The following is a 24937-nucleotide window of genomic DNA, read 5'->3' on the forward strand; positions in this document are numbered from 1 at the left end:
ATACCAGCCAGTTAGTGGCGTAGAAATTCACTCCAACTTATGGGGTTCACTTCATTCAGGGTAGTCGGCTTTTTGTCGATTAACTGGATAACCAGTGAATCTGGTTCACATGCGTCGAACTAGTTGACTAGCACGGTGAGCATCTTCGTTACACCTATTCTTGGTACAGATCCTTAGCGATGCCGAAAGCGGACCATGCCTTGGGCCAGCCGGTGTAGAAGGCCAAGTGGGTGATCAGCTCGACCATCTCGTCCTTGGTCACCCCGTTTTGCTTGGCGATGCGCATGTGGTCCTTCAACTGTGGGACCCCCTGCGTCATCAGGCTGGCGACCGTGATCAGGCTACGGTCGTGCGCGGAGAGTTGGGCCTCGCGGGACCACACCTCACCGAATAAGACGTCATCATTTAATTCCGCGAATTTCGGGGCGAAATCGCCCAGGTTGTCGCGGCCAGCGGTTTGCTTTTTAGCCATCGTTACTTATCCTCCTCGACTGCTGCGTACTGCTCATCGGAAACGGGCTCCAACCACTCTGGCGTCCCGGCCGTAATGGCCACGTGGGAGAACCAGCTGTCCTTGGTGGCGCCGTGCCAGTGCTTGACCCCGTCATGGGTGACCACGACGTCGCCAGGAACCAGGTGCCGCGCCGGTTGGCCGGCCTCTTGGTACCAGCCCTCACCACCGGTCACCAGTAAGATCTGAAAACCGTCGTGGTGAATGTGCCAGTTGTTCCGGCAACCGGGCTCGAAGGTCACGTTGCCGACCCCGACGGTCACTGCGGGGTCGTTGACCAGTCCCTGCAGGTAACTCTGTCCCGTGAAGAATTTCGCGTACGCGTCGTTCTTGGGACCCATCGGGAAAATGCCATGCTGGATGTTTTCATTTTTAGCCATTTAATTGTCCTCCTTGACTTAAGCTTGCTTAGTGGGATAAATCGTAAATTCGTTGACGTTCACGTCTTCCGGTTGGTCGACCGCGAAGTCGACGACCCGGGCTACGGCGTCCGGGGTGATGCCCACGGCGTCGTAGAACTGTTGCATGCCAGTCGCCGTCTGCTGATCGGTGATGGTGTGCAGGAGCTCCGTGTTGATGGCCGCGGGGTACAGCGAGGCAGTCCGAATGTTGGTCCCCTCCTGAGCGCTTTCCATCCGGATGACCTCCATCAGGTTCCGCACGGCAAACTTCGTGGCGCCGTAGACCCCGGCACCGGCAAAGCTCTTGATACCGGCCACCGACGAGGTCGTGATGATCTGGCCGTGCTTTTGCCCGGTAAAGATCGGCATGACGGCCGCGACGCCGTTCAGCACCCCTTTTAAGTTGATGTCGATCATCGCGTTCCACTCATCCACGTGCAGCGCACTGATGGGCGAACTCGGCATGATGCCGGCGTTGTTGAAGATGACGTCCAGTCCCCCGAAGTCACTTTGGGCCTGGTCGACCAGCGCTTGTACGTCGGCTGGCTTCGTCACGTCGGTCACCCGGTAGCTGGCCTGACCGCCCGCGGCTTGAATGTCCTGCACGATGGCCTGGAGGCGGCTTTCACGCCGGGCGCCCAAGACCACCTTGGCCCCATGTTGGGCTAACAACTTGGCGCTGGCTTCCCCAATGCCGGAAGAGGCACCGGTAATCACAATCACTTTATTTTGTACGGTCATTTTTAAAGACTCCTTCTTTCACTAAATCCTGCTGGTACTGCATCAACCAATGGTCCACCGCGCAGCCGGCTCGGTCGGCCCGCGATCCGCGGACCGGCAACCCCGGCCGAATCTCAGCGTGGGGCAGCGCTGCCTGCAACTGCGCCTGGGTCCGTCCCAGGCCGCCCCCTTCGTGCGTCACGAACGGGTAAACGGTTCGCTGCTCGGTGGCGACCTGCCGCAAAAGCGTCATCACCGGCCGGGGCACCTCCCCGAACCACAGGGGGAAGCCGAGGAACCACACCGGTTCGGCGACCACCGTGGCGGGCAACGGCTGCAACGCCGGTAAGGCCTGACGACGCTGTTCGCCCTGTGCCCGCCGTAAGAGGTCGGCGTAGGCCAGTGGGTAGGCCGTGACCGGCTCGATGGGCGTGGGAGCGACCCCGAGGCGCGCAGCGAGTTGCTGGGCCACCTGCCAGGTATTGCCCACGGCAAGCCGTTGGGGCGTGCCCCGGTAAAGGGTCTCACCGGGGGACGAAAAAACAAGTAGGGCGACCATTCACTCCCCTCCTTTCGGTGACGTCCTTGATAACAGAACCTAGTTTACGGCCAAATTGGGTATAGGTCTAATGCCTAATTTAATCGTTGAAATGCTTATGAGGCATGCACCATCCAAAAGCTGACCGCGCCCATCAAAAAAAGCCATTCTGACGATCCTCACGGGATCTCTCAGAATGGCTTTACAGATAATGACAAATTTAGTTTGTGTCCTGTTTTGCCGCTGCACCTGTCCCGAACGCCTCCTGAAAGTACCGGACGAAGGCTCGGACGACCGGCGTCATCAGGCGATCCCGGCGCCAGACCAGCACGCAGTTGGTCTGAATAGCCGGCTTGAGCGGGATGAAGCGCGTGTCGGCCGGTTGCCGGTTCGACAGCGCCCCGGCGATCATCAGGGCCGCGGCCACCTGGTGGGCGACCAGCGGCAACACGTTAAAGCTGAGGTTATAGGTGCCCACGACGTTCAGTTGCGCCGCCGTCAGTCCCGACCAGGCCAACAAAAGGTGCTGGACCTCGGGCCGGTTAGACAGCATCAGCGGCATCCCCGCGATGTCGGCCGGTTCGATCACCGGCCGGTCCGCCAAGAAGGAATCCTGAGAGACCAGCAATCCCCACTTCTCCGTGCGCGGCAAGGTCAGCGTCGCGTACTTATCAGTATTGACCGGCTCGAGCAGGATGGCCACGTCCAACAGTCCCTTGTCCAGCTGGTCGGTGATGATGTCACTGGCACTGCTGAAGATGTGAAAGGTCACCTGGGGATAGTCACTGACGAAGTCCTCGAGCATCATCGCCAACGTGTCGGAGTTGTCAGCCTCGACGCAGCCCACGGCGATGTGCCCGCTGAACAGCTGACTTTTTCGGTCGGCAAACTCCTGGGTGGTCTGTTGGGTCAGGCGCAGAATCTCCGCCGCCCGGTTCTTCAAGAAGAGCCCGGCGTCGGTCAGGACCAACCCCTTGTTCTGCCGTTCAAAGAGCGGCGTGCCCAGCTCCGTTTCCAGTTCGCGCAGCTGTCGGCTCAGCGTCGGCTGGGTCACGTGCAAGATCTCCGCGGCCCGGGAGATGTTCTCTTCTTCGGCGATCGTCCAAAAATAGCGTAATAGCCGTAACTCCACGAGACGCCCTCCTTAGTTGTCCGCCGGCAGGTCGGGGAATAGCTGCCGTAAGCGCGCGTGCGGATCGCGCATCTGGGTGTCCTGTTCCTGCAGGACCTGGGTCACGCCCCGGTAGGTAAACAGCAACAGGTCGGCCCCGAACTCGTCCTTGACCTGGTAGAACTGGACCCCGGCCTGCATGGCCACCAGGATAAACCGCTGGCAGCGCTCGGACAAGGTCTGGTAGACCGGCAGTAACGCGGTATTCGATAACCGCTGGTACCGCCAGGCGTTGGCGACCCGCAGCCCGTAGTCCATCAGGCTGCCGTGCTGCAGGTGCTGTAACAACTTAGCAGACGGCGTGAGCTCCGGATGGGTCAGGACCTCGGCCAGGTCGTCCATCGCGCCCCACTGCTCCGTGTGCGCGTTCAACTTCTTGGCCATCGAGCCCATCTCTAAGAAGAGCTTCTGACCCTCCGTCAAGAACTTGGTCGGCTTGGTCGGATCTTCCAACGCGACCGCGGTGTTCTTCTCCCGTGCCGCCGTCAACGTGGCGGCCAGGTTGGTGTTCGGTAGCGGCGTGGTCAACAGGTAAATCATGAAAATCTTCAGGAAGTACAGGGCGTGACGACTGACCCCGTTGGCCGTGAACGGCGTATTGTCGAACCCACGAAATTCGAGGTAGCCGATGCCCCCGGTCAGGTAGTCCTGCGGCGTCTTCTGCCCCCGCAACCGGACCGGACCGGCCACCGTCGAGGTCCCGGCGTCGATGATGCGCTGCATCTCCCCTAAATGCGCCGACAACGAGGTATAGGTCACCGGCGTCCCCTCGGGCAAGATGCCACTCTGGCGAATGCTGCGCACCGGGTGCTGTAAGACGTCCGGCGTCGTGGCGAAGAACCCCTTTTCCGCTAGCGGCGTCGCGCCAAACAAATAGGTGATCAGCCACTGGTAACGGACGTAGTTCTGCGCGATGCGGAAGTACAGGACGTTTTTGAACGCCACGACCGAATCGAAGTCGGCGGTGTAGTGGCTGTATAGCCGGTGCACCACCGGATCCGGCAGGCTGTAGTGGACCTGGACCCCGGTCAGCCAGTCGAGCGGATTGGTGTTCCCCGAACTGGTCAGTTCGGCCGGCGCGACCACCGGCGGCAGGCTCAGCGGCCAGATGCGGTCGTCGCCTTCTAAGGACCGGTACGCCACCGTTTGTAGGGTGTCCAACCGGTCCAGCGTCCCCCCGATATTTGGGTGCGGCTCGGTGATCAGCTGCACCTGGCTGGCGAGCTTTCCCGTACGCAGATACGGATGTGCCGGACGATTGCGCCACGGCCGCGGTTGAGGCCGCTGGCTGAGTCGACCATGCGTGTCGACCCGTTGCTCCGTGAGTTCGATCCCCACGAGGCTGTGATAAAGTTGTTCTGATAAGTTTTCTTCTCGAATAACCGCTAATAAGTTTTCTAACATCGCGGTAACATCCCCTGACTGCATAACCATTCTGCTTAAATTCTACCGAAAGACGTCCCGCAAGTCACGCATTCAGCCCGGTTTTCGGCGCCAGTAGATGGTTTCACTATTGACGTTATTATAGCATGCTTCCAACGCCCGGCGTTAGACTGAAAACTGAAAAAATTTCCCACACGAAAGCCGTCAGGGCAAGGATTCGCCCGGGCGGCTGTGGTCAGAAATTTATGGGCAATTGGTGAGGATGCCATTCGCTTAGACGATGGGGCCGACAGCAAAAAACGAGCCCGGAAGTTTTTCCAGACTCGTTGGTGCGTGACCGCGTTAATCGTTGGCGTGAACATCAAAGGCGTCCAGTAACATCTCTTGCACGCCCGGGGCATCGGGATCGTGTTGCCCTTTGCCGGTGTCCAGGGTCCGCAGTTGGGCCAGCTCGTCATCCGTCAGCGTAAAGTCGAAGATGTCCAGGTTACTCTTGATGCGGGCTTCGTGGACCGACTTCGGGAAGACGATGATGCTCTCCTGGTTTTCGAACCGCAGGATGATCTGCCCGGCGTCCTTGCCGTACTTGGCCGCCAATTGCGTGATGACGGGTTCCTGGAACAACTGCCGGTTCCCCTGGCCTAACGGTGCCCAGGCCTCCAGCTTCACGTCATGTTGCGCAAGGATCTGCCGTAATTCCCGTTGTTGAAAGTACGGGTTGAATTCGACCTGGTTGACGGCTGGCAGCGTCGCAAATTGCGGCACAAACTTTTGCCAGATGGTCGGGGTCATGTTGGAGACACCGATGGACTTCAGTTTACCGGCCTGTTGCGCCGCTTCCATGGCCCGCCAAGCACCCGGCACGTCACCGTACGGTTGGTGAATCAGGTACAGGTCCAGGTAGTCCAGTCCCAGTTGGGTCAACGATCGGTCGATGGCCGCTTGGGCCGCTTCGTAGCCGTAGTCTTGAAGCCACAGCTTGCTGGTGATCCAGATCTGATCGCGGGGAATCCCGCTGTCGCGAACGGCGCGACCGACCTCGTCTTCGTTGAAGTAGGCCACGGCCGTGTCGATGTGTCGGTACCCCGCTGCCAAGGCGTCCTTGACGGCCTGATAGGTGGTGCCGTCGTCCGGAATCTGGAAGGTCCCGAAGCCGATGGCCGGAATCTGGTTGCCGTCATTTAATTGAATCGTAGGTGTTTGGGTCATTACTTTTCCTCCTCGTGTAACTGCCGTAAACTCGTCCCGAAAATCTGCTCGATGGTGACCGGGTCGCGGTGGTCAAAGAACTGACTCTCCTGACGGTCCAGCCCGGCCAGCGTCGTCATCTCACTATCCGTCAGCGCAAAATCAAAGACGTCCAGGTTTTCGGCCATCCGGTCGGCGTGAACCGACTTGGGAATCACCGTGATGCCCCGTTGAAGCAGCCAGCGCAGAATCACCTGTCCGGTCGTTTTACCGTGCGCCTGCGCAATCTGGGCAATCGTGGGGTCCTGGAAGATACCGTGCTTGCCCTCGGCAAACGGCGCCCAGGCCTCGACCCGTACGTTTTCGCCCTGATTAAAGGCGACTTCGGTTGGCTGCTGATACCAAGGGTTAACCTCAATCTGATTGACGACCGGCTTGACAGTCATGGTCAGCTCCAGATTCTTGAGCTGGTCCGCGTAAAAGTTCGAGACCCCAATGGCCCGAATCTTCCCCGCATGGTAGGCCTCTTCTAACGCCCGCCAGGCACCCATGACATCGCCATAGGGTTGGTGCAACAGGTACAGATCTAGGTAATCGAGCCCCAGCTTCTGTAGGGAGGCGTCGATACCGTGTTGCGCCCGTTCGTAAGTGAAATCGGACACCCACAGTTTCGAGGTGATGAAGAGCTCGTCGCGGGGGATGCCGCTCTTGGCGATGGCCCGCCCCACGGCCTCCTCGTTCTGGTAGGCCGTGGCGGTGTCGATCAACCGGTAGCCGGCTTGCAGGGCGGCGGTCACCGCCGCTTCACACTCGGCTAGGTCCGGAACTTGAAAGACGCCGAACCCTAGCTGGGGCATCGTCACGCCGTTATTGAGCGTTGTGGTTGGAATTTGAATCATGAACATCGGTCCTTTCTGCTGACTTATCGGTTCCCATGATACCCACAAACAACTTCCTTGAAAATTACCCGTTGGCTATACTAGTATACAGGTATCGTATACTAAGGAGTTGATCCGCATGATTGAAAACTACCTGCTCGCCGAACTGGTGGCCTTCGGGGAGCACGGGACCCTGGCGCAGACCGCGGCGGCCCTCCACGTGACCCAGCCCACGGTCACCCGGGGGATGCAAAAGCTGGAGGACGACCTGGGGGTCACGCTGTTCGACCGGCAACCCAACCGGATCACCCTCACGGCCACGGGCAAGCTAGCCGTTACCCGGGCCGCGGCCGTGTTGCGGGCCAACCAAGCCTTCGTTGAGCAGGTTCAGACCTTTGACCGCAGTCACCAGGTCTTCCGGGTGGTCACGACCTTGCCCGGCCCCAAATTGGTCGTGCATCACGCCCAAACAACGCTGCCAGCCAACCTTGAGTTGGACGAGGCCCTGTTAGCGGATGACCAGGTGGTGGCCCAACTGCGAAACGCCGCGGCGACCCTGGTGCTCTCCGACCACGAGCTCCTGACGGACGACGTTGAGTCCCGCTACCTGGGGACCGAAAGCCTGGCGGTCAACCTCGACCAATTCATGTACCAGGCCAACCAGCCCAGCGTGACGTTTGCCGAACTAAAGGGGCTGAGCTTTCTGGTGCTCCAGGACATCGGCGCGTGGCGGGCCATCATTCAACGCGAGATTCCCGACGCCCACTTTCTTTACCAGGCCCAGCGACAGGCCTTCACCGAGATCACCCAGTACTCGGACTTTCCCTACTTCAGTACCAATCTCTCAGCCTACGATCCACAGGTCCCAGCCACGCCCCGTGAGGATAACCGGGTCCGCCGCCCCATCAGCGATGCTAGCGCACACCTGCCCATCTACGGCAGCTACCTCACGGCCCAACGCCACCGGGTCACCCCGGTACTCCGGGCACTGACAGCGGCTTGGCCGGCGGAGTAAGGGGCTTCGTCATGAACCTAGTGCTAAAAAATCCAAAAACCGCGATGGCTGACACTCCCATCGCGGTTTTTCTGGTGGATTACGTTATTTCCATTGAACGAACTGTCGGTTAGCTGTGACGAAGTGGCCGTTGGTCAACTGATACCGCGTGACGTTGCCGCGCGTCACCAGCTTTTTGACTCGTAACGTCGCGTGCTGCTTGCGGTGCTGTTGCCGCTGCGTCCGCTTCAGCTGGGCCGTCCGGTATTCGTAGACCCCCTTAGTAGCGATGACCCGCAACTGCTTCGTCGTGCGCCGATAATACTGGTCATGTACCGCCTTACCGGCCCGCAGGTAACCACCTTTGACCCGGTAAACCCGTTGGCCGTTCCGCGTCATTACGGCTAGCACCTTGAAGCTCGGGGCCGTTGCCCGGGAATGGGCCCGGTAACTGTGTTTGACCCGCTTAAGTCCCCCATCGCGATACAGCTTGAAGGCCGCCGTCACATAGATAGCCTTGACCTTTGGCGCTGCCGTCTTAGTCGTAGAGACCGTTGCTGGCCGGGAAACGGACGTTGTCGGCGTCACACTCGGTTCGGTGAGTTGCGGCGTTGTGGTCGTGGTGGTATTGGAAGAAGACGTACTCGTCGTTGGCGCCGTAGTCGTAGGCTTCGATGACTGTGACGACAACTGCTTAAAGAGGTGGTGTTGCTCAAACAGTTGCCCCATGGCCATCAATAGCCGGTCCTGATTCTTGGCTGCCGTGAACTGAATCCCTAATGGCAAGCCCCCGGCCGAGACATAGGTCGGCAGACTAATTGCCGGATCTCCCGTCAAATTTGCCTGTTGGGTAAACGGCGTCTTGCTCAAACCGTGCAACCAGGCATCATAAATCAGTGGCATCTGCTGGGCCACCGGGACCGTTTCCATGTTGCGTAATTTTGCTTCATATTCTGGCAATACGGCGGGATCACTGACCAGCGGTGCCGTCGTGGCCGCGGTGGGCGTCAGATAGAGCGGATAGGTCTGGTGGAAGGTGGCCATCTTGGTCGCCGCATCCGCAATCGTCGCATTCGCCTGCGCCGTTTGGTCCTTGGTCAGGTTCTTGCTGGCCTGGTAAAGCCCCCAGGTCAACGGACTTACATCGTCCTTGGTCATCGCCCGTTTCTGTTGCGTCTGGGTGACGTAGGCGGCCACACTCCCCGCGGCCGTATCCAACGTATAATAGGCCTTCATCAGGGCAACCCCATCGATCTGTGGGTCGACCTCTTTGACCGTGAACCCCTGTTGCTTCAAGAAAGTGACCGCTTGGCGGACCGCCCGCACAGCATCCGCGCTGACCGGTGTTCCCACCGGCGACTTGGTGCTATACGCGATCGTCAGTTTACTGAGATCCGCTGGCGCGGCTGGGGCCGTGACCCGTGGATTCTTCAGCGCGTCAAAGAGCGTTTCGGTATCCGCCATGGTCTTGGTCTCCGCGAAGTTGACCGTGTGGGCCAGTGCCGAGGATCCATCCCCTAGAATCATCCCCTGGGTAGGTTTCAAGCCTACCAGGCCGGACCATGAAGCCGGGATGCGAATCGAGCCACCCGCATCACTGCCGGACGCAATCGGGACCATGCCATCGGCCACACTGGTCGCCGAGCCGCCCGAGGAACCCCCGGGCTGGTAGGCCGTGTTCCAAGCACTATGCGCCGCGCCATACAGCTTCGAGGTCGTGACGTTTAAGAGCCCCATTTCGGGAAAGTTCGTTTGGCCAATGACGATGAACCCCGCAGCTTGGAGGTTGCGCACGATGGTCGTCGTAAATCCGGCAATTACGTCCTTGGACGTGACCAACCCATTGGTGTTCGGCTCGCCCTTAAGGGTCTGCCCCAACCCCTTGATCAAAATGGGCACGCCTAGAAAGGGCTGTCCCGTATCTTTGAGCACTGCCGCCTCTTGGAGGGCTGCGGTCTCACGGAGCTTGATGACCCCGTTTAGCTGAGGATTATCCGCTTTGACCTTCGCAATCGCCTGTTGGACGAGCTGCTGACTGGTCACCTTACCGGACCGGACATCGGCCGCTAATTGTAAGGCCGAGCTATCCCGATAGACCTCCGTGGAAATCCCAGTCGGCGTCGTGACGGGGGTGGCCACGGCTCCCGCGGTTCCCACGGCTTGTTGTAGTTGTTTTGCTGAAACTGTTGTGGCCGTGACCGTCGTCGCGTGGGCTGTAACCGACACCCCACCGACCGTCATGACGGCTAACCCTAGCAGGAACCACCTGCTGAGTCGTCGCCGCAAGCGACCGTGTTGCTGAACCTGTTTAACCATTTCCCTATAAACCTCCTTATATTTTATCCACCTCCTCACAGTTTACGGCTTTAATGGTTATTTTAAAAGCGTTTTCATATTTTTATATATTTTACCTTTTTTCAAATTGCTATAATCCGATATTTTAAAAATAAAATAATGTTAAGTACGGCGAAAAAGGCCCGCCAGCTGACACCTCAACTGACGGGCCTTTCGTTATTCCACAAACACTCAGCCATTTTTAAAACGGGTGTGGCCCGTGCCCTTACTGCCAGGCAACGGTCATCCGCCGATTTTCATAGTGCGGGTGCTGCACCTCATCCACCAGGGCTAGCGCCATGTCCGCATAGCTGATGGTCGATTGATGATGGTGATCATACAGCAAGACGTCGGTCCTCGTCTGGTAGTGGCCGGTTTCCGCCGCGGTGGGCAGATAGTTGTACGGGGGCGCCACGTAGGTCCAGGTCACACCGGCATTTTCCAGGATCTCCCGGGACTGCAAGTGTGCCCGGCTGGCGGAGCGCATGATGAACGGCAACCGGTCGGCCACCATTTTGGTCCGCTGATCATCCAGATAAAGTGTGGCCCCCGACCCCACGACGATCAACCGGGTCGCCGTCCCCGTTAACAGAGCTGTCAGGGAGCGAATCACCCGGGGATAGTCGGCCTTCTTCGCCGAGGCAAAGGCACAGATAACGGCATCGAAGCCGTGTAGGTCGGCCCGCGTCAAATCGAAGAGGTCCCGCTCGATCACTGTTGTCGGAATCGTTAATTTGGCGGCGTTCCGCACGATGGCCGTGGTCGCCAAGCCCCGCTGCACGGCCACGCGAAGGACCGCAGTCCCCGTTTTGCCGGTGGCCCCAATAATTGCTAATTTCATCAAAGGTCTCCTTACTTGGTAAGCACTTGTTGGTAGTTGATCGTCAGCTGTTGCAGTGCGCTCGTAATGGTTGAAAAATCCACGTCCGCCCACTTGGCAGGCACCACGACCTGCGTCATCAACATCTGTAAATAATCGGGTAAGACGTCTTGGCTGCTCCCGCCGTAACGACTCAGAACGGCGGGCATCATCGCCATCGGAACCGTTGCCTCCAGTTGAATCAAGAAGAGGCCGGGATTAAGTTGGGCATTATACGCCCCGTTGGCCTTCCCCGTGGTCAGAAACTGACGGGCCCGGGCTAACCAATCGGCGTATTCCCGTTCAAATCGCTGCGAGAGGTCCGGATTGCTGTGCGCCAGGTCGGTCCGAAACTGGTGGGAACTCGACCCAATCAGCGTGATAAGGCTCAACAGGACGCGGGGCAACTGCCGAACACTGGCCGCGACATCCTGGCCCGTGGGAACCGGTTGTTCCGCCATAAATTGAAGGTACTGCTCAACAACGGCCGTGATCACGGCATCCTTAGAGGAATAGTATTGGTATAATTTTGCGCGACTAACACCCATTAGTTTGGCGATGCGGTCCATTTTTAACGTGGCAAACCCGTTTTGAACGACGGTTTGCGTAATGGTCATAATCATACGATGCTTTCGTTCGGCGACGGTGGCCATGGGAACCCCTCCTTTACGTATGGGTCGTAGTGTACACGCTCGCGTCAAAATTGTCAATTTAGACAGAAAAAGTATTTTTTGTTGATTTTTGAGTCAACCGATGGTAAGCTATGCTCAACAAAAAAACAGTAAAGGTGGTTAAACAATGGCAAAAACACATGAACTGATTTTAGTAACGGGCGGGACGGGCTTCGTCGGTAGCTGGGCAATCGTTCGCCTCCTCCAACAAGGGTACCGGGTTCGAACGACCGTCCGCAGCTTAAAAAAGGAGACCCATGTCCGGGCGGCCATCGCGCCACTGGTCGACCCTCAAGACCGGCTCACGTTTGTCGTGGCTGATTTAACCGCCGACACGGGCTGGTCAGCCGCCATGGCCGGCGTCGACCGGGTCCTGCACGTCGCATCCCCCATGCATACCAGCGATTCAGCGGATATTCAGACCTTCTTAAAACCGCAGCGGGACGGCGATGAACGAGTCTTGCGTTTTGCGGCGGCTGCGGGCGTCAAGCACGTGGTCATCACGTCGGCGGCCGCTGCGGCCAAACCGGCGGACGACAGCACCGACTGGCTCTCGGACGAAACGGTGTGGACCCAACCGAACGATCCGGTTCAAAACCCGTACCAACGTTCCAAGGCCCTGGCCGAAAAAGCCGCGTGGGACTGGATGGCAACTTATGACGGTCCTATGCAGCTATCCACCGTCTTACCCACTGCCGTCTTCGGTCCGGTCCTCATGCCCCAAAATAACAGCTCACAACAACTCATCACGCTCATGTTACGTGGTCGCTTGCCCGGGGTGTTCAACATCGGGTTCGATATCGTCGACGTCCGGGACCTCGTCGATCTCGAGATTGCCGCTATGCAGCGTGATCAGGCCGCTGGACAACGTTACCTGGCCGTTGCGGATAACCTCAAAATGAAGGCCATCGCGCAGTTGCTCAAGGAACGGGTCCCCGTGATTGCTGGCCGCGTCCACACGAACACGATTCCCGACTGGCTCCTACGCCTGGTGGCTCGGCTGAACGCCAACGTCGCCGTATTCGTTGGGTTGCTGCACCGGCAGTTCCGTTACACCTCCGCCAAGGCCCAGCGTGACTTGGGCTGGCGACCCCGCTCGGCAGAAACGACGCTGATCGATGCCGCGAATCAAATGGAAAAATTGGGATTGCTCAAATAACGCCCACAGCGCCCAAAAGGCCCGCCAGCTGATCACTCAGTTGACGGGCCTTCGCATTATTTTCACTTATTCGGCTGGTTCCACCAAACGAAACGCACTCAGATCAACGGTCACCAGGTGTTGAATGTCCTGGTCGCTGACCGGCAATTGGTTAGTGGGGGTGGCGGGCGGCAGTTCGCTTAGACCGGCCAGGGTCTTGCCAATGACCTCTTTGGCGAGAATCAACGCCTGGGCGGCACTGGTGCCGCGAATCCAGGTATCGTTGTTGATATCCGGAATCTCGACGTTGTACTCACCATTGTCTGGATGAAGAATTACGGGATACGTGACCATTTGTGCTTGCATTATTTTAGCCTCCTTGGACTAAGTTAATCATCGGAGCACACAAAACGGACCACTCGGTCGCCGAAAAACACGCCGGGGGTCCACCCATTTTCTGAAACCAGCGTCGTCACCCCTACGGATGACATATGAACCTGTTGCAGTAGCACACGGCTACTTACTAGGCCCATCTTACCACGCTGCCGGCCGAGATGGAACTCTCAAGTGCAAGTTTTCACACAAAGTCCCCTATCCGTCAAATTCCCAGTTGCTGGTGCAGAGCCTCCGTCAAATCCGGTAAGCGGTCCAGCCCCGCTTACCGGCTGAGCGCGCCACGTTGGCCCAGGTAATCTTGGATTACAAAAAAGTCTCCCCAAACGGTCTAAGACCCCTCCGAGAGACGAAATTCCTGATGATCCGTTTTAAAGCTGGTACTCATACAACCGGGCCGGGGTGTCCCCAATATCCGCATAGGGCATGACCTTATCGGCGGCCAACACGTACCCACACTTGCGGTAGAGCCGCTCGGCCGGCTGGTTACTGGTCATGACGTCTAGGTGAACCACCCGTTGACCGTGGGCCTTGGCCGCCGTCAGTAGCCCGCGCATCATCGGCTGGGCGAGCCCCTGCCCCCGAAAGTCGGGATGCACAGCAAACAGGTGCAGGACCGCAATCTCGTCGTCCGCCACCTGAGTCGGCCAGGGGATATCGTGATAGTCCGGGTCTTCGCCCACCGACAAGATCCCGGCAGCCGCGATGCGCTTCCCCACCCGGCCCACGACACACTGGTGGGTGGCCAGGGCCTCCCGCAGACTGTCGCGACTAGGATACTCGCCCCAGTGCCAGTCGGGACTGAAGTCGTCGAGGGGCTGGTGGGCACACACCTCCTGATAAAACTGACTCAACTCGTCTAAATCCGTTACCGTTAACTGGTTAATCTGGTCTAACATGCTGATCACCTCATCATTAGAATGGCTTAATCACTGGTCAGGGCAAAGCTCTCCGCCAACAGACTGGGAACCTGCCGCGCCGCCTGGGGGTCGGTCAGCAGCACCGTGATCCAGTGGCGTTTGTTCATGTGGTACGCCGGTAGGAAGCCCCGGCTCTGTTGTAAAATGGCAATCTCTTCGGGGTCCCCCTTGACCACCAACACGTCCTGTTCCGCGTCGGTAGCATCCAAGCCTAGTGTTTTGGCCGAGACGTTCACCACCAGACCGTACCACTTTCCCTGGTCGTGGCGTAGCACCGCGTAGCGCGGGTACTTGCGCCATAGGTACGCCGGTTCGGTCCCATACCGTGCCGCCGCATATTGAAAGACTTCTTCACGGGTCATATTTGCCGACCTCCCATCATTCGTTATTCTACCACACGATCACGTCACGACTGGGGGACACCCCCCCGCAACGTCAGGCGTGACGGAATCATCCCCGGTGAACCCCCATAGTTCCGGCAAACCGGTCACCACGCGTAATTGCGCGGAAAGTGGTGCCAAGAGCGAATTCTCAATGAATGCCCCCGTATCCACCGTTTCCGTGGTGCCGTGCAGCCGGGTCAGCTGCCAGCGCCCAACATCCGTGGCCTCCAAATTTTGAGACGGCTTCCGAAAGGCCGCGTCAAGATGTCTAAATAACCGCGTCACCTGGCCCCGGTCAACTTGAAACCGGCGTCGCGTAACGTCGCCCCCATACTGGTAAACCGCATAAGAGACGTCCCCATCTGCCGTCACCGTCACCCGTTGCGCCACGTCGTCGCTAGGTGCCGGCTCCGGGCCATAGCTGATGTTGCTCACGATTAATTGGATCCGATTCAGTTTGGTCATCACAAGGCCTCCTCGTGGTTTAAAAAACCTCGTTTTCCGATAAGCATAAACGACCCTGAACTTTTTAGCAAACCGCCCCCTGATGATGCTCGAAGTGGACCTTTATTGACCGCTCCCTTCCAGCCACGCAACTCTCCAAATCAGCCGTTTGCTCAAGTTCAGCACACGGCTGACCCCTCCCACCAACCCAAAAAAGTGCCCTAATTCCCTCATCAAAAAGGGAAATTAGGACACTTTTTATCTGTTATCACTACCGGCGCACCGGTAATGATTGGTTATTTAGCTGTGCGCTTCAACACCGTTACGGATTCCACGTGCGGCGTCTGTGGGAACTGGTCGACGGGCTGAATCGCGCCGTCGATTTCGTAGCCCAACTCTTCGAAGTGGGCCACGTCGCGGACCAGCGTCGATGGGTTGCAGCTGACGTAGACGACCTTGTGCGGCGCCATCTTCGCGGCACTCTCGATTAGGCTCGGTGCCAGGCCCTTCCGTGGTGGATCGACCACGATCACGTCGGGCTTGATGCCGTCCTCTTGCCACTTGGCCATCTGGTCTTCGGCCTTGTTTACGGCGAATTCCACGTTGGTCAGGTGGTTCTTCTGTGCGTTGACCTTGGCGTCCTCGATGGCCTCAGGGACGATTTCGACCCCGTAGACCTGCTTGGCGTGCTTGGCCAAAGCCAACGAGATGGTCCCGATACCACAGTAGGCGTCGATGACGGTCTCGTTACCGGTCAGGCCGGCCTTGTCGATGGCCATCTGGTACAGCTTCTCGGTCTGTTGCGGGTTGACCTGGTAGAAGGACCGGGCCGAAATCGCAAACGTCAGCCCCATCAGTTGGTCCTCGATGGTTGGCTTGCCGTACAGGACCCGGGTCACGTTCCCCATGATCACGTTGGTCCGCTTGGCGTTGACGTTCAGGATGATGCTCTTGACTTCGGGCAGGGCCTGCTGGATCTGCTCTACCAATTGCGCCTGGCTCGGCAGCTTCTGTTGCCGGCTGATCAGCACGATCATCATCTCGTGACTGTAGTAACCCCGGCGCACCATGATGTTGCGGATGACGCCCTTGTCATTGATCTCGTCGTAGGCCGGGATCTCGAACTGCCGTAACAGGTCGCGCACCTTGATGATGGCCTTGTCGATCTCGGGGTCCTGGATGTAGAAGTCCTCCAGCGGAATCAGGTCGTGGCTGTGTTGCCGGTAAAAACCGGTCTCCAGCTTTCCCTTGATCATCCGCACGGGCACCTGCGCCTTGTTGCGGTACTGGGTCGGGTGGTCCATCCCCAGGGTCGGCGCCACTTCCACGGCTACGTGAACCTTCTTGAAGAGCTCCTCGATTTGGTTTTGCTTAAAGGCCAGTTGTGCCGGGTAGCTTAAATGCTGTAACGGCGCGATTCCGGTCTGTCGGTAGGTCTTGTCGACGTCTTCGACCCGGTCGGGCGACTTGGTCTTGAAGGCCACCACCCGGGCGAATCCGTAGTGCTTTTGGACCTTGGTGACCTGAATCGTCACCTCTTCGCCGGGTAAGGCGTTCTCGATGAATAACGAGAAGTCGTCGACCTTCGCCAGGCCTAACCCTTGGAAGGTCAGGTCGGTGATGGTCACGTCGAGCTGTTGATTTTTCTTCACTGGTGCTGTACTTTTCATGTTTACCTCATTTTTTCTAAGCGTTGGAAAAGGGACTTTGCCCCATTATGACGCAAAATCCCTCATCCGTAAATACATATCTATTTTGGATCGTCGTCTTGCGGCAGTTCTTCCACCTGCTTGACGAATTTTTGTTCTGCCTCGAGCATCTCCGGCGAGTCCATCGTCACCGCGGAATCCGGAATGGCGTCGAGGTTGGCGTACATCTCGATGTGTTGCCGCAGGTTGCGGAACTTCATCGGCGCGTCGCCCCCGTACTCGCCATCCAGGTTGATCATCATCCGCTCGTTGACCGGCTTGGCAACCACCTTGTTGGTCTTGACGTAGATGATGTGCGGGTCGTTGATGTGCTTCCCACCGTTTAAGACCAGCCCCATCAGCCGCAAAAGCTCCGGCAAACTGGCGGTCTTGACGATGATCATGGTGAACTTGCCGTCGTCCAGCGCCGCATCGGGGACGATCTTTTCAAAGCCCCCGATGGAGTTGGTCAACGCCAGCAAGAACATCGACGCCTTGCCGCGGAAGTGGCCCCCGTCGTAGGTCAGGTCCATCTCGATGGGCTTGATCTGCGGCAGGAGTTCGGCGCCCTTCGCCAGGTAGGCCAGGTAGCCGAAAATCGACTTCAGGTTCGACGGCACGTCGTACGTCAGCTCGGTCAGCAGCCCCCCACCCGCAATGTTGATGAAGTACTGCTCGCCGGCCTGGCCGATGTCCATCTTGATGGTCTGCTCCTTGAGCACGACCTTCGCCGCCGCCAAGGGGTCCTCGCGCGGAATGTGCAGCGCGCGGGCGTAGTCGTTGGTCGTCCCCGCGGGGATGATCGCCAACTTGGGCCGGTGCGCGAGCCCGGCGATCCCGTTAACCACCTGGTTAATAGTACCGTCGCCCCCGGCCGCCACGATGAGTTCAAACCCAGCCTTGGCCACCCGGGTCGCTTCGTCCCGAGCCGAATCCGGCGCTGGCGTCGTCGCGTAGGCACTGGTTTCGTAGCCGGCCTGCTCGAACACTGCCAAAATATCAATTAAATCCTTTTTTAACGCCTCACGGCCTGAGGTTGGGTTATAAATCACCCGTGCCCGTTTACGCATGCTGGTGCCTCCAATGTTCTCTAGTGTTTCAAAGCCGCCATCAGTAACTGGTTGACGACCTTCGGGTTCGCCTGACCGTGCGTCTGCTTCATGATCTGACCCACGAGGTAGCCCACGGCCCGGTCCTTCCCGTTGTTAAAGTCTTCGATGGATTGTGGATTCTGGTCCAGCACGTCATCGATGATCGGTTGTAACTTGGCGGGATCGGATAATTGAACCAACCCGTGCTTTTCAACAAAGGCCTTGGGTTCCTCACCCTGGGTGACCGCCTTGAAGACCTTCTTGGCCATCTTGGTGGAAATCGTCCCGTCGGAAATGAGGTTAATCATACCGGCTAAGTTGGCGGGTGTCAACTTCGTGGCGGACAGGTCGGCCTGCTGATCGTTCAGGTAGGCGTTGACGTCCCCTTGCAGGTAGTTGGCGGCCATCTTCGGGTCCGCCTTTAAGGCAACCATGCTGTCGAAGAAGTCGGACATTTCCTTGGTCTGGGTGATGACCATGGCGTCGTAGTCGGTCAGCCCCAGCTCGTTGACGTACCGGTCACGCCGCTTCCCTGGCATTTCAGGCATCGCGTCGTTCAATTCCTTGATCCAGTCGTCGCTGATATTCAGCGCTGGCAGGTCGGGTTCTGGGAAGTAACGGTAATCGTCGGACCCTTCCTTGACCCGCATCAGGATCGTTTCCCCGGTCTTTTCGTCGAACCGGCGCGTCTCTTGCCGGACACTGCCGCCGGACATCAGGACCTGCTGTTGCCGCTTTTCCTCGTACTCCAGCCCGCGCTTCACGTAGGTAAAGGAGTTCAAGTTCTTTAATTCGGTCTTGGTCCCGAACTTCTCTTGGCCCACGGGACGCACGGAAATGTTGACGTCGACCCGCATGGACCCTTCTTCCATCTTCACATCGGAGATCCCGGTGAATTGGATGCGTTGCCGCAAGGCTTCCAGGTAGGCGTAGGCCTCGGCTGGCGATGCGATGTCGGGCTTCGACACGATTTCGATCAGGGGCGTCCCCTGCCGGTTCAAGTCGACGTAGGAATGGTCCCGTTCGTGGGTGTTCTTCCCGGCATCTTCTTCGATGTGCATCTCTTCAATTCCGATCTTCTTCTTCACACCGTCCACGTCGACTTCGACCCAGCCGTCATGGGCGATGGGTTTGTCGGCCTGGGTGATCTGGTAAGCCTTCGGGTTATCCGGGTAGAAGTAGTTCTTCCGGTCGAAGTGGGTGTGCTGTTCCACCTGAGCGTGCAGCGCCAAAGCGGCGATGATACCGTCGGCAACGACGCCCTTGTTGGTGGTTGGCAGGACCCCGGGGTATCCCCAGTCGATCACGTTCGTGTTGGCGTTAGGCTTGACCCCGAATTCAACGGGGGACGGACTGAAGATCTTCGAGTGCGTCTTTAACTCCACGTGGACTTCCAGCCCAATGGTTGTTTCAAAATTCATTAGTTTTGGCCTCCTAACGTGGGAATCTCTTGGTGAAACGCCGTATTCTGTTCAAAGGCGTATCCCGCCTTGTACAGCGTGCTTTCGTCAAATGGCCGTCCAATCAGCTGCATGCCGATCGGTAACCCGTTGCTGAAGCCGGCGGGCAAGGATAAGCCCGGTAGGCCGGCCAAGTTTACGGGGATGGTCAGGATATCGTTCATGTACATGGTGACGGGGTCCGAGATCTTGGCCCCGATGCCAAAGGCCGTGGTCGGTGCCACGGGACCCAGGATAAAGTCGTGGTCCTTCAAGATGGCCTTAAAGTCGTTCAAGATGACCGTCCGGACCTTGGCTGCCTTCACGAAGTAGGCGTCGTAGAACCCAGCGGACAGGGAGAAGGTCCCCAACATGATCCGGCGCTTGACTTCGTCGCCGAACCCTTCGGAACGGGACTTCACGTAAACGTCTTCCAGGTTCTTCACGTCGTCGGCCCGGAAACCGTAGCGAATCCCGTCAAACCGTTGGAGGTTCGAGGACGCTTCGGAGGACGCGATGATGTAGTAGGCCGCAACCCCGTATTGGTTGTGCGGTAAGGAGACTTCGTCGACCGTGGCCCCTAACTTGCGGTAGGTGTCGGCGGCGGCTAGGATGGCGTTCTTCACATCATCGGAGACCCCTTCGGCCAGGAATTCCTTCGGTAACCCGATGCGCATGCCCTTGACGCTGGTCGCGGCATTCAGGTCGGCCGCAAAGTTCGGCACGGCCTTGTCGGAGGACGTCAGGTCGTGGTCGTCATGACCGGCAATGGCGCTGAGCATCATAGCGTTATCCTTGACGCTACGGGTCATCGGGCCAATCTGGTCCAAACTGGAGGCGAAGGCGATCAGGCCCCACCGGGAGACCCGACCGTACGTCGGCTTCATCCCCACGACACCGTTAAAGGCGGCCGGTTGCCGAATCGAACCACCGGTATCGGACCCCAAGGAAGCGGGCACCATGCCGGCCGCAACGGCTGCGGCGGACCCACCGGAAGACCCACCGGGAACCTTGGTGTGGTCCCAAGCGTTCTTAGTAGTCTTGAAGGCGGAGTTTTCGGTCGAACTCCCCATGGCGAATTCGTCCAGGTTGGTCTTCCCGACGGAGATCATGTTGGCGTGGGCCAACTTCTCCACGACCGTGGCATCGTAGACTGGCTTGAAATTGGCCAAGATCTTGGAAGCAGCGGTCGTTGGGATGTTCTTCGTGACCAGGTTATCCTTTAAAGCCATGGGAATCCCGGCTAAGGGCTGGTCGTCGGCGATGCCGGCCTGGTCGATCTTCTCGGCTTGGGCTAAGGCCTCGTCTGCGTTCACGTGTAAAAAGGCGTTGATTTCAGGGTCGGTGGCCTGGATATTGTCCAGGGTCGCCTGCGTTAATTCTTTGGCACTGTACTTTTTCGCCACCAGGTCAGCGTGCAGGCTAGCGAGGTCTTGTTTGAAGTAGTTCATGAATTAATCCTCACTTTCGTCGATGATGGTTGGCACCATGATGTAGCCGTCTTGGGCTTCTGGCGCGTTCTTTAAGAGTGCTTCACTTTGTCCCCAGTTGTCCGCGACGTCTTCACGCATCACGTTGATCTGGTCGGTGACGTTGCTGGTCGCTTCAACGTTGGACGTGTCCACTTCACTGAGCGATTCAAATAAGCCGATGATCTCATCCAATTGGGGCGTCAATGCGTCCAACTGGTTATTCGTAAACTCAAGCTTGGCCAGTTCAGCCACGTGCTTCACTTGGTCACGATCAATTCGATTAGCCATCAATTATCCCTCTTTCTTCATTATCCGTATTACCCGTTTACCCGCGTGGTTCGCAAAGTAAACACACATTATCATTCTACCATATATCTAGGGGAGACCAAGAAATCTATCTAAAAACTGTGGGATTCCTGCGCTCCACCGGTGGACTTGAAAAATGATTCCCCCTACACAACGAACCACCATGTCCCAGGTCGTACAGGACCCCCGCGACCGGCAGGCGACTTTCAGGGCTGGAACGCCGGCGGGCACGACTAACTGAGCCCCGTTGCCTGCTGGTCGTTGGTTGAGCTATGAGGAAACTGGCGTCGAAAAACCAATCGAGCCAAACATGGTGGGTCGGCAATATCACTCCGTAACCTGCCCCACTGTAGCTTCCGGTATGGAGACCCGCTCCCCACTTGACCATCATTTTTCTCAAAATAGTATCAATGCCACTCCACAATCCCCACTATCTGCATGAATAATCGTCCATTGCGCTGACTAAACAACTCAGGACTCCACTCCCCCCATCTTAGCGACAGTCATCACCAATGTCGCCACCCCCTCATCAACGTTAGCGGAACAGAGGCGACTTGGTGGTCGTGCCCACCACGACCATCTTGCTCGCCGGCGTGAAGCGACCCCATCACCCTTAACACCAGCAATCCGCCCATATAAAAAACGACGGCCCCCGCAGGAGTCGCCGTTCTTTGGTTCGTCAATTTGGATCAGTAGCTGTTGAAGACGTGGCTGCTGAACTTCTTTTCGCTGGCCGTCCGGTTTAAGAAACTTTGAATCCCGTCGGTCGAGGAAACCGTGATGTCGATCGGTACCCCGGATGGCAGGTACTTTTGTGCCGCCGTCTGGAGGTACTGCGTGAAGTTGATGATTTCCGTTTGGCTGTAGAACTGCGTCGTGATGTTCACGTGCATCCCCTGCAGCGTCTTGCCGTCGTACTGCGCCTGTGCCGTGACCCCACTCAGGTTCGGGAAGAAGTTCTCGACCTGGCTCTTAAAGTTGGAGAAGGAGCTGGCATCGTTGCTGTTCGGGCTGCTGGCCCCGTTCGAGATCGGGAAGACGTAGTTCTTTTGGTTCAACGCCGTCCACTTCGCAACGCTGGTACTCCCCGCCTTGTTGTTGGAGTAAGCCAGGAACGTTCCCCCAATCAGGCTGTCGTTGGACGCCTGCCGGTAAACGGCGATCACGATGGGCACGTTCTTCAGCGCCGACTTTTGCCGCATGCGCTTCAGGACCGTGTTGGCCGCCTTCTTGGCGTACGCCTCGCCGGCCGCCTGCGTGATCTTGGTCTCGTAGGTCGCCCCGTACTGGACCTTCTTGAAGTAGTCCACCGAGTTGACCGCGATGCCGACCGTGACCCCGCCCAAGGAGAGCTTGCCGTTCTTCTGGGTCATGTAGTCCTGTTCTTCCAGGGCCTGAATGTAGATGGGGTTCCGCTTCGACGCCGACTTCGAGCCGTTATCGACCGGGTTCAGCCCCACGGAATTGGTCTTACTCTTGCGGTCCAACCAGTTCTGCACGGTCGTACTGCTCAGGTATTGCCCTTCCTGGAAGACGTAGTTCTTGGTCGAGAAGACCTTCTTCGACACGCTCAACATGCCGTTTTCAAAGCTCTTCAGGTTGTACGTGTTGCCGGAGTCCTGGGTGTTGGTCACCCCACGCGACTTGCTGACGGTGTAGTGGCCACTTTGAATGACCCCTTCGTAGTCGTTGTCGTTGCTTTGGCCGGTGAGCTGGGTCCCCGACGTACTGGTCTTCGACCCCGAAGACATGCTCGAACTGCCTAAATTACCACACGCCGCTAAGAATAGCGGAACGGCGGCTAACGCGATAAAGGTTCGTAACCGTTTCACGATGTTTCCTCCTAAATCATCCATTATTTTCCGTCATGGCTGCTTGTAACTGTGCTTCGTTCCACACGGTGATGCCCAGGTCCTGGGCCTTGGTCAGCTTACTGCCGGCCGCCTCGCCCGCGATGACCAGGTCGGTCTTTTTCGACACGCTACCGGTCACCTTGGCCCCGTGCTGCTCCAACCAGGCCGTGGCCTCGGGTCGGCTCAGCTCGGTGAGTTTCCCGGTCAAAACGATGCGCTGACCGGCAAATTCACTGTCCGGCGCCGTCACGACCGCGCCGCTGGTATAGGTCAGGTTGACCCCCACCGTCTCCAGCCGCGCAATCAGGTGCTGGACCTCGTCGGTGCTGAAGTAGGTCACGACACTGTCGGCGATGATCTGCCCGATGGTGTCGATGGCCACGATCTCGTCGGCATCGGCCGCCATCAAGTGGTCCAGGTCGCCGAAGTGCTCGGCAATCGACCGGGCCGCCTTGGCACCCACGTGACGAATGCCCAACCCAAAGAGCAACCGCTCTAGTGAATTATTGCGACTATTATCGATGGCTGTCAAGAGGTTTTGGGCGGACTTCTCGCCAAATTTATCTAAAGTTAATAATTGGTCCAACGTCAGCTCGTACAAACTCGCCACGTCACTGACCAGCTGCCGGTCAAACAACTGTGCCACGATTTTGGGCCCCAGGCCGTCGATGTTCATGGCGTTCCGCGAGGCGAAGTGGTTCATCCCCTCGGCCAGTTGCGCCGGGCAGCTGGGGTTGATGCAGCGCAACGCGACTTCCTCGTCCAGGTGGACCAGTTTGGCCCCACAGGACGGGCAATGCGTCGGGATCGGGTAGGCGGTGGCGTCGGCCGGGCGTTTATCCGCCACGAACTGCGAGATCTCGGGGATGATGTCCCCGGCCTTGTGCAGCAGGACCGTGTCGCCAATGCGAATGTCCTTGGCTTCCAGGTAATCCGGGTTGTGCAGGGACGCCCGGGCCACGGTGCTCCCCGCCAACGGCACGGGATCCATCACGGCCGTCGGGGTGACGATGCCGGTTCGGCCCACGGTCCACTCGATATCGCGGACCACCGTTTGAACCTCTTCCGGCGGGAACTTGTAGGCAATTGCCCAGCGCGGCACCTTGACCGTCGCGCCCAGCTCCCGTTGCAGCGGCAACGGGTTGGCCTTGATGACGATACCGTCGATGCCGTACGCTAGGTCGCTGCGCTTCCCGGTGTAGGTGTCGATGTAGGCCTGCACGTCGTCCATGTCGTGGGCGACTTGGTAGGTCGGATTGGTGCTGAACCCTAGCTCGGCCAATTCATCGAGCAAGCCGCTTTGCGTCCGGGTGTCCAGCGGGTCGTAGTCGGCGATGTTGTACATAAACGTCGCCAGCTTCCGGTCGCGGGTCACGGCCACATCGAGTTGCCGCAAACTGCCAGCCGCCGCGTTCCGGGGATTGGCGAAGGGGCTCTTCCCCTCGGCCTCCCGCCGTTCGTTCAGGTCTAAGAAGGCCTGCTTGGGCATGTAGCACTCGCCCCGTACGTCGATGGTCAGCGGCCGGGTCAGGACCTTGGGAATCGACGGCAATGTCTCGAGGTTGGCGGTAATGTCTTCCCCGATTCGCCCGTTGCCCCGGGTCGATCCCTGGACGAACTTGCCGTTTTCGTAGTGCAGGTTGATGGCCAGACCATCGATCTTCAGTTCACAGTTATAGTCGAAGTCGCGGTCGGCCTCGTCGACGTTCTCCCGCAGGCGCGCGTCGAATTCCTTCAGCTCGTCGATGGAGAACACGTCGCCCAGCGACAGCATCGGGATGTCGTGGTTGACCTTGGGCAGGTCGCCCCGGGTGGTCCCGCCGACGTGTTGGGTCGGGGACTCCGGCGTCACAATGTTGGGAAACGCGGTCTCGAGGGCGACGAGGCGGGCGTAGACTCGGTCGTACACGTCGTCTTCCACGGACGGTGCGTCGGCATCGTAGTACGCCCTCCCCCAGGCAATCAGCTGGGGACGCAGGTCGGCGGCTTCGGTGGCCGCCTGATTTTCGGTTAGCTCTTTCACGGGTTTGTCAGTCATACTGGTTCTCCCCCTTTGTTTTTCTCACATACCATGATTATTACCCATTTTCAGACAAAATGGTAGTCTCCGCCGCCACCGATTTGTCGCTGGCGCAGTTAACTACCATTCGTGTTTAATCTAC

General features: G+C 58.2%; 24 protein-coding genes. 2 read left to right on the forward strand and 22 right to left on the reverse strand.

Annotation, left to right across the window (positions count from 1 at the left end):
- Positions 1-154 precede the first annotated feature (154 nt).
- The 8 genes from FD37_RS05800 to FD37_RS05835 form a co-directional block, all read right to left on the reverse strand.
- The gene (locus tag FD37_RS05800; protein WP_056964144.1) at positions 155-472 is read right to left on the reverse strand and encodes a carboxymuconolactone decarboxylase family protein; all 318 of its coding nucleotides are present in this window, start codon (positions 470-472) and stop codon (positions 155-157) included.
- 2 nt (positions 473-474) lie between these two features.
- The gene (locus FD37_RS05805; protein WP_045808467.1) at positions 475-891 is read right to left on the reverse strand and encodes a cupin domain-containing protein; all 417 of its coding nucleotides are present in this window, start codon (positions 889-891) and stop codon (positions 475-477) included.
- A gap of 18 nt (positions 892-909) precedes the next feature.
- Complete coding sequence (locus FD37_RS05810; RefSeq protein WP_045808466.1) at positions 910-1653, reverse strand: SDR family oxidoreductase; 744 nt, start codon at positions 1651-1653, stop codon at positions 910-912.
- Positions 1637-2191 carry a flavodoxin gene (locus tag FD37_RS05815; protein WP_056964147.1) on the reverse strand — a complete coding sequence of 185 codons (555 nt, stop codon included), beginning with the start codon at positions 2189-2191 and terminating at the stop codon, positions 1637-1639. The genes FD37_RS05810 and FD37_RS05815 overlap by 17 nt, the downstream gene beginning before the upstream one ends.
- Before the next feature lie 199 nt (positions 2192-2390).
- On the reverse strand, positions 2391-3302 hold the full coding sequence (locus FD37_RS05820; RefSeq protein ID WP_056964149.1) for a LysR family transcriptional regulator: 912 nt from the start codon (positions 3300-3302) through the stop codon (positions 2391-2393).
- A gap of 12 nt (positions 3303-3314) precedes the next feature.
- Positions 3315-4745, reverse strand: a complete 1431-nt coding sequence (locus FD37_RS05825) for a gamma-glutamylcysteine synthetase (RefSeq protein ID WP_045808463.1) — start codon at positions 4743-4745, stop codon at positions 3315-3317.
- A 321-nt stretch (positions 4746-5066) separates the two neighbouring features.
- Positions 5067-5933, reverse strand: a complete 867-nt coding sequence (locus tag FD37_RS05830) for an aldo/keto reductase (RefSeq protein ID WP_056964151.1) — start codon at positions 5931-5933, stop codon at positions 5067-5069.
- Positions 5933-6811, reverse strand: coding sequence for an aldo/keto reductase (locus FD37_RS05835; RefSeq protein ID WP_056964380.1), 879 nt, complete (start codon positions 6809-6811; stop codon positions 5933-5935). Before FD37_RS05835 ends, FD37_RS05830 begins: the two co-directional genes overlap by 1 nt.
- A 118-nt stretch (positions 6812-6929) precedes the next feature.
- Between FD37_RS05835 and FD37_RS05840 the strand changes: the two genes are divergently transcribed.
- Positions 6930-7805: a LysR family transcriptional regulator gene (locus FD37_RS05840; protein WP_056964152.1), complete on the forward strand. Its 876-nt coding sequence runs from the start codon at positions 6930-6932 to the stop codon at positions 7803-7805.
- Positions 7806-7889: 84 nt separating this feature from the next.
- Here FD37_RS05840 and FD37_RS05845 read toward each other — a convergent pair whose 3' ends face one another.
- The 3 genes from FD37_RS05845 to FD37_RS05855 all read right to left on the reverse strand — a co-directional run bounded on the left by FD37_RS05845 (position 7890) and on the right by FD37_RS05855 (position 11594).
- Positions 7890-10100, reverse strand: coding sequence for an amidase family protein (locus FD37_RS05845; protein WP_082605139.1), 2211 nt, complete (start codon positions 10098-10100; stop codon positions 7890-7892).
- Positions 10101-10344: 244 nt separating this feature from the next.
- Positions 10345-10959, reverse strand: coding sequence for an NAD(P)-dependent oxidoreductase (locus FD37_RS05850; RefSeq protein WP_056964154.1), 615 nt, complete (start codon positions 10957-10959; stop codon positions 10345-10347).
- A gap of 11 nt (positions 10960-10970) precedes the next feature.
- Positions 10971-11594 carry a TetR/AcrR family transcriptional regulator gene (locus FD37_RS05855; protein WP_162256119.1) on the reverse strand — a complete coding sequence of 208 codons (624 nt, stop codon included), beginning with the start codon at positions 11592-11594 and terminating at the stop codon, positions 10971-10973.
- Positions 11595-11775: 181 nt separating this feature from the next.
- Here FD37_RS05855 and FD37_RS05860 point away from each other — a divergent pair, with 181 nt between their 5' ends.
- Positions 11776-12807 (forward strand): NAD-dependent epimerase/dehydratase family protein, encoded by a 1032-nt coding sequence (locus FD37_RS05860; protein WP_056964158.1) that lies wholly within the window; start codon positions 11776-11778, stop codon positions 12805-12807.
- 66 nt (positions 12808-12873) lie between these two features.
- Here FD37_RS05860 and FD37_RS05865 read toward each other — a convergent pair whose 3' ends face one another.
- The 11 genes from FD37_RS05865 to ligA form a co-directional block, all read right to left on the reverse strand.
- Entirely contained in the window at positions 12874-13152 is a 279-nt protein-coding gene (locus FD37_RS05865; RefSeq protein WP_045808457.1) for a type II toxin-antitoxin system HicB family antitoxin, read from the reverse strand.
- Positions 13153-13550: 398 nt separating this feature from the next.
- The gene (locus FD37_RS05870; RefSeq protein WP_056964160.1) at positions 13551-14078 is read right to left on the reverse strand and encodes a GNAT family N-acetyltransferase; all 528 of its coding nucleotides are present in this window, start codon (positions 14076-14078) and stop codon (positions 13551-13553) included.
- A 26-nt stretch (positions 14079-14104) separates the two neighbouring features.
- Positions 14105-14461 carry an MmcQ/YjbR family DNA-binding protein gene (locus FD37_RS05875; protein ID WP_056964162.1) on the reverse strand — a complete coding sequence of 119 codons (357 nt, stop codon included), beginning with the start codon at positions 14459-14461 and terminating at the stop codon, positions 14105-14107.
- Positions 14462-14500: 39 nt separating this feature from the next.
- Complete coding sequence (locus tag FD37_RS05880; protein WP_056964163.1) at positions 14501-14947, reverse strand: hypothetical protein; 447 nt, start codon at positions 14945-14947, stop codon at positions 14501-14503.
- A gap of 275 nt (positions 14948-15222) precedes the next feature.
- Positions 15223-16596 carry a 23S rRNA (uracil(1939)-C(5))-methyltransferase RlmD gene (rlmD, locus tag FD37_RS05885; RefSeq protein WP_056964164.1) on the reverse strand — a complete coding sequence of 458 codons (1374 nt, stop codon included), beginning with the start codon at positions 16594-16596 and terminating at the stop codon, positions 15223-15225.
- Positions 16597-16676: 80 nt separating this feature from the next.
- Complete coding sequence (locus FD37_RS05890) at positions 16677-17684, reverse strand: diacylglycerol kinase (RefSeq protein WP_045808445.1); 1008 nt, start codon at positions 17682-17684, stop codon at positions 16677-16679.
- 20 nt (positions 17685-17704) lie between these two features.
- Positions 17705-19126 (reverse strand): Asp-tRNA(Asn)/Glu-tRNA(Gln) amidotransferase subunit GatB, encoded by a 1422-nt coding sequence (gatB, locus tag FD37_RS05895; protein ID WP_045808444.1) that lies wholly within the window; start codon positions 19124-19126, stop codon positions 17705-17707.
- The gene (gene gatA / locus FD37_RS05900; protein WP_045808443.1) at positions 19126-20595 is read right to left on the reverse strand and encodes an Asp-tRNA(Asn)/Glu-tRNA(Gln) amidotransferase subunit GatA; all 1470 of its coding nucleotides are present in this window, start codon (positions 20593-20595) and stop codon (positions 19126-19128) included. The genes gatB and gatA overlap by 1 nt, the downstream gene beginning before the upstream one ends.
- Before the next feature lie 3 nt (positions 20596-20598).
- On the reverse strand, positions 20599-20904 hold the full coding sequence (gatC, locus tag FD37_RS05905) for an Asp-tRNA(Asn)/Glu-tRNA(Gln) amidotransferase subunit GatC (RefSeq protein WP_056964165.1): 306 nt from the start codon (positions 20902-20904) through the stop codon (positions 20599-20601).
- A gap of 707 nt (positions 20905-21611) precedes the next feature.
- Entirely contained in the window at positions 21612-22778 is a 1167-nt protein-coding gene (locus FD37_RS05910; protein WP_045808441.1) for a CamS family sex pheromone protein, read from the reverse strand.
- A complete protein-coding gene (ligA, locus tag FD37_RS05915) occupies positions 22771-24813 on the reverse strand; it encodes an NAD-dependent DNA ligase LigA (RefSeq protein ID WP_056964166.1) in 2043 nt (680 codons plus the stop codon). Before ligA ends, FD37_RS05910 begins: the two co-directional genes overlap by 8 nt.
- Positions 24814-24937: the final 124 nt, after the last annotated feature.

The organism is Levilactobacillus spicheri DSM 15429 (assembly GCF_001435095.1).
Classification (GTDB): domain Bacteria; phylum Bacillota; class Bacilli; order Lactobacillales; family Lactobacillaceae; genus Levilactobacillus; species Levilactobacillus spicheri.

Coding starts and splice junctions, on each gene's coding strand:
- FD37_RS05860 (WP_056964158.1), top strand. CDS start 11,776: ATGGCAAAAACACATGAACTGATTTTAGTAACGGGCGGGACGGGCTTC.
- FD37_RS05890 (WP_045808445.1), bottom strand. CDS start 17,684: ATGCGTAAACGGGCACGGGTGATTTATAACCCAACCTCAGGCCGTGAG.
- FD37_RS05880 (WP_056964163.1), bottom strand. CDS start 14,947: ATGACCAAACTGAATCGGATCCAATTAATCGTGAGCAACATCAGCTAT.
- FD37_RS05805 (WP_045808467.1), bottom strand. CDS start 891: ATGGCTAAAAATGAAAACATCCAGCATGGCATTTTCCCGATGGGTCCC.
- gatB (WP_045808444.1), bottom strand. CDS start 19,126: ATGAATTTTGAAACAACCATTGGGCTGGAAGTCCACGTGGAGTTAAAG.
- FD37_RS05850 (WP_056964154.1), bottom strand. CDS start 10,959: ATGAAATTAGCAATTATTGGGGCCACCGGCAAAACGGGGACTGCGGTC.
- FD37_RS05910 (WP_045808441.1), bottom strand. CDS start 22,778: ATGGATGATTTAGGAGGAAACATCGTGAAACGGTTACGAACCTTTATC.
- rlmD (WP_056964164.1), bottom strand. CDS start 16,596: ATGAAAAGTACAGCACCAGTGAAGAAAAATCAACAGCTCGACGTGACC.
- FD37_RS05810 (WP_045808466.1), bottom strand. CDS start 1,653: ATGACCGTACAAAATAAAGTGATTGTGATTACCGGTGCCTCTTCCGGC.
- gatA (WP_045808443.1), bottom strand. CDS start 20,595: ATGAACTACTTCAAACAAGACCTCGCTAGCCTGCACGCTGACCTGGTG.
- FD37_RS05875 (WP_056964162.1), bottom strand. CDS start 14,461: ATGACCCGTGAAGAAGTCTTTCAATATGCGGCGGCACGGTATGGGACC.
- FD37_RS05830 (WP_056964151.1), bottom strand. CDS start 5,933: ATGACCCAAACACCTACGATTCAATTAAATGACGGCAACCAGATTCCG.
- FD37_RS05840 (WP_056964152.1), top strand. CDS start 6,930: ATGATTGAAAACTACCTGCTCGCCGAACTGGTGGCCTTCGGGGAGCAC.
- ligA (WP_056964166.1), bottom strand. CDS start 24,813: ATGACTGACAAACCCGTGAAAGAGCTAACCGAAAATCAGGCGGCCACC.
- FD37_RS05870 (WP_056964160.1), bottom strand. CDS start 14,078: ATGTTAGACCAGATTAACCAGTTAACGGTAACGGATTTAGACGAGTTG.
- gatC (WP_056964165.1), bottom strand. CDS start 20,904: ATGGCTAATCGAATTGATCGTGACCAAGTGAAGCACGTGGCTGAACTG.
- FD37_RS05835 (WP_056964380.1), bottom strand. CDS start 6,811: ATGATTCAAATTCCAACCACAACGCTCAATAACGGCGTGACGATGCCC.
- FD37_RS05815 (WP_056964147.1), bottom strand. CDS start 2,191: ATGGTCGCCCTACTTGTTTTTTCGTCCCCCGGTGAGACCCTTTACCGG.
- FD37_RS05855 (WP_162256119.1), bottom strand. CDS start 11,594: ATGACCATTACGCAAACCGTCGTTCAAAACGGGTTTGCCACGTTAAAA.
- FD37_RS05825 (WP_045808463.1), bottom strand. CDS start 4,745: ATGTTAGAAAACTTATTAGCGGTTATTCGAGAAGAAAACTTATCAGAA.
- FD37_RS05865 (WP_045808457.1), bottom strand. CDS start 13,152: ATGCAAGCACAAATGGTCACGTATCCCGTAATTCTTCATCCAGACAAT.
- FD37_RS05800 (WP_056964144.1), bottom strand. CDS start 472: ATGGCTAAAAAGCAAACCGCTGGCCGCGACAACCTGGGCGATTTCGCC.
- FD37_RS05845 (WP_082605139.1), bottom strand. CDS start 10,100: ATGGTTAAACAGGTTCAGCAACACGGTCGCTTGCGGCGACGACTCAGC.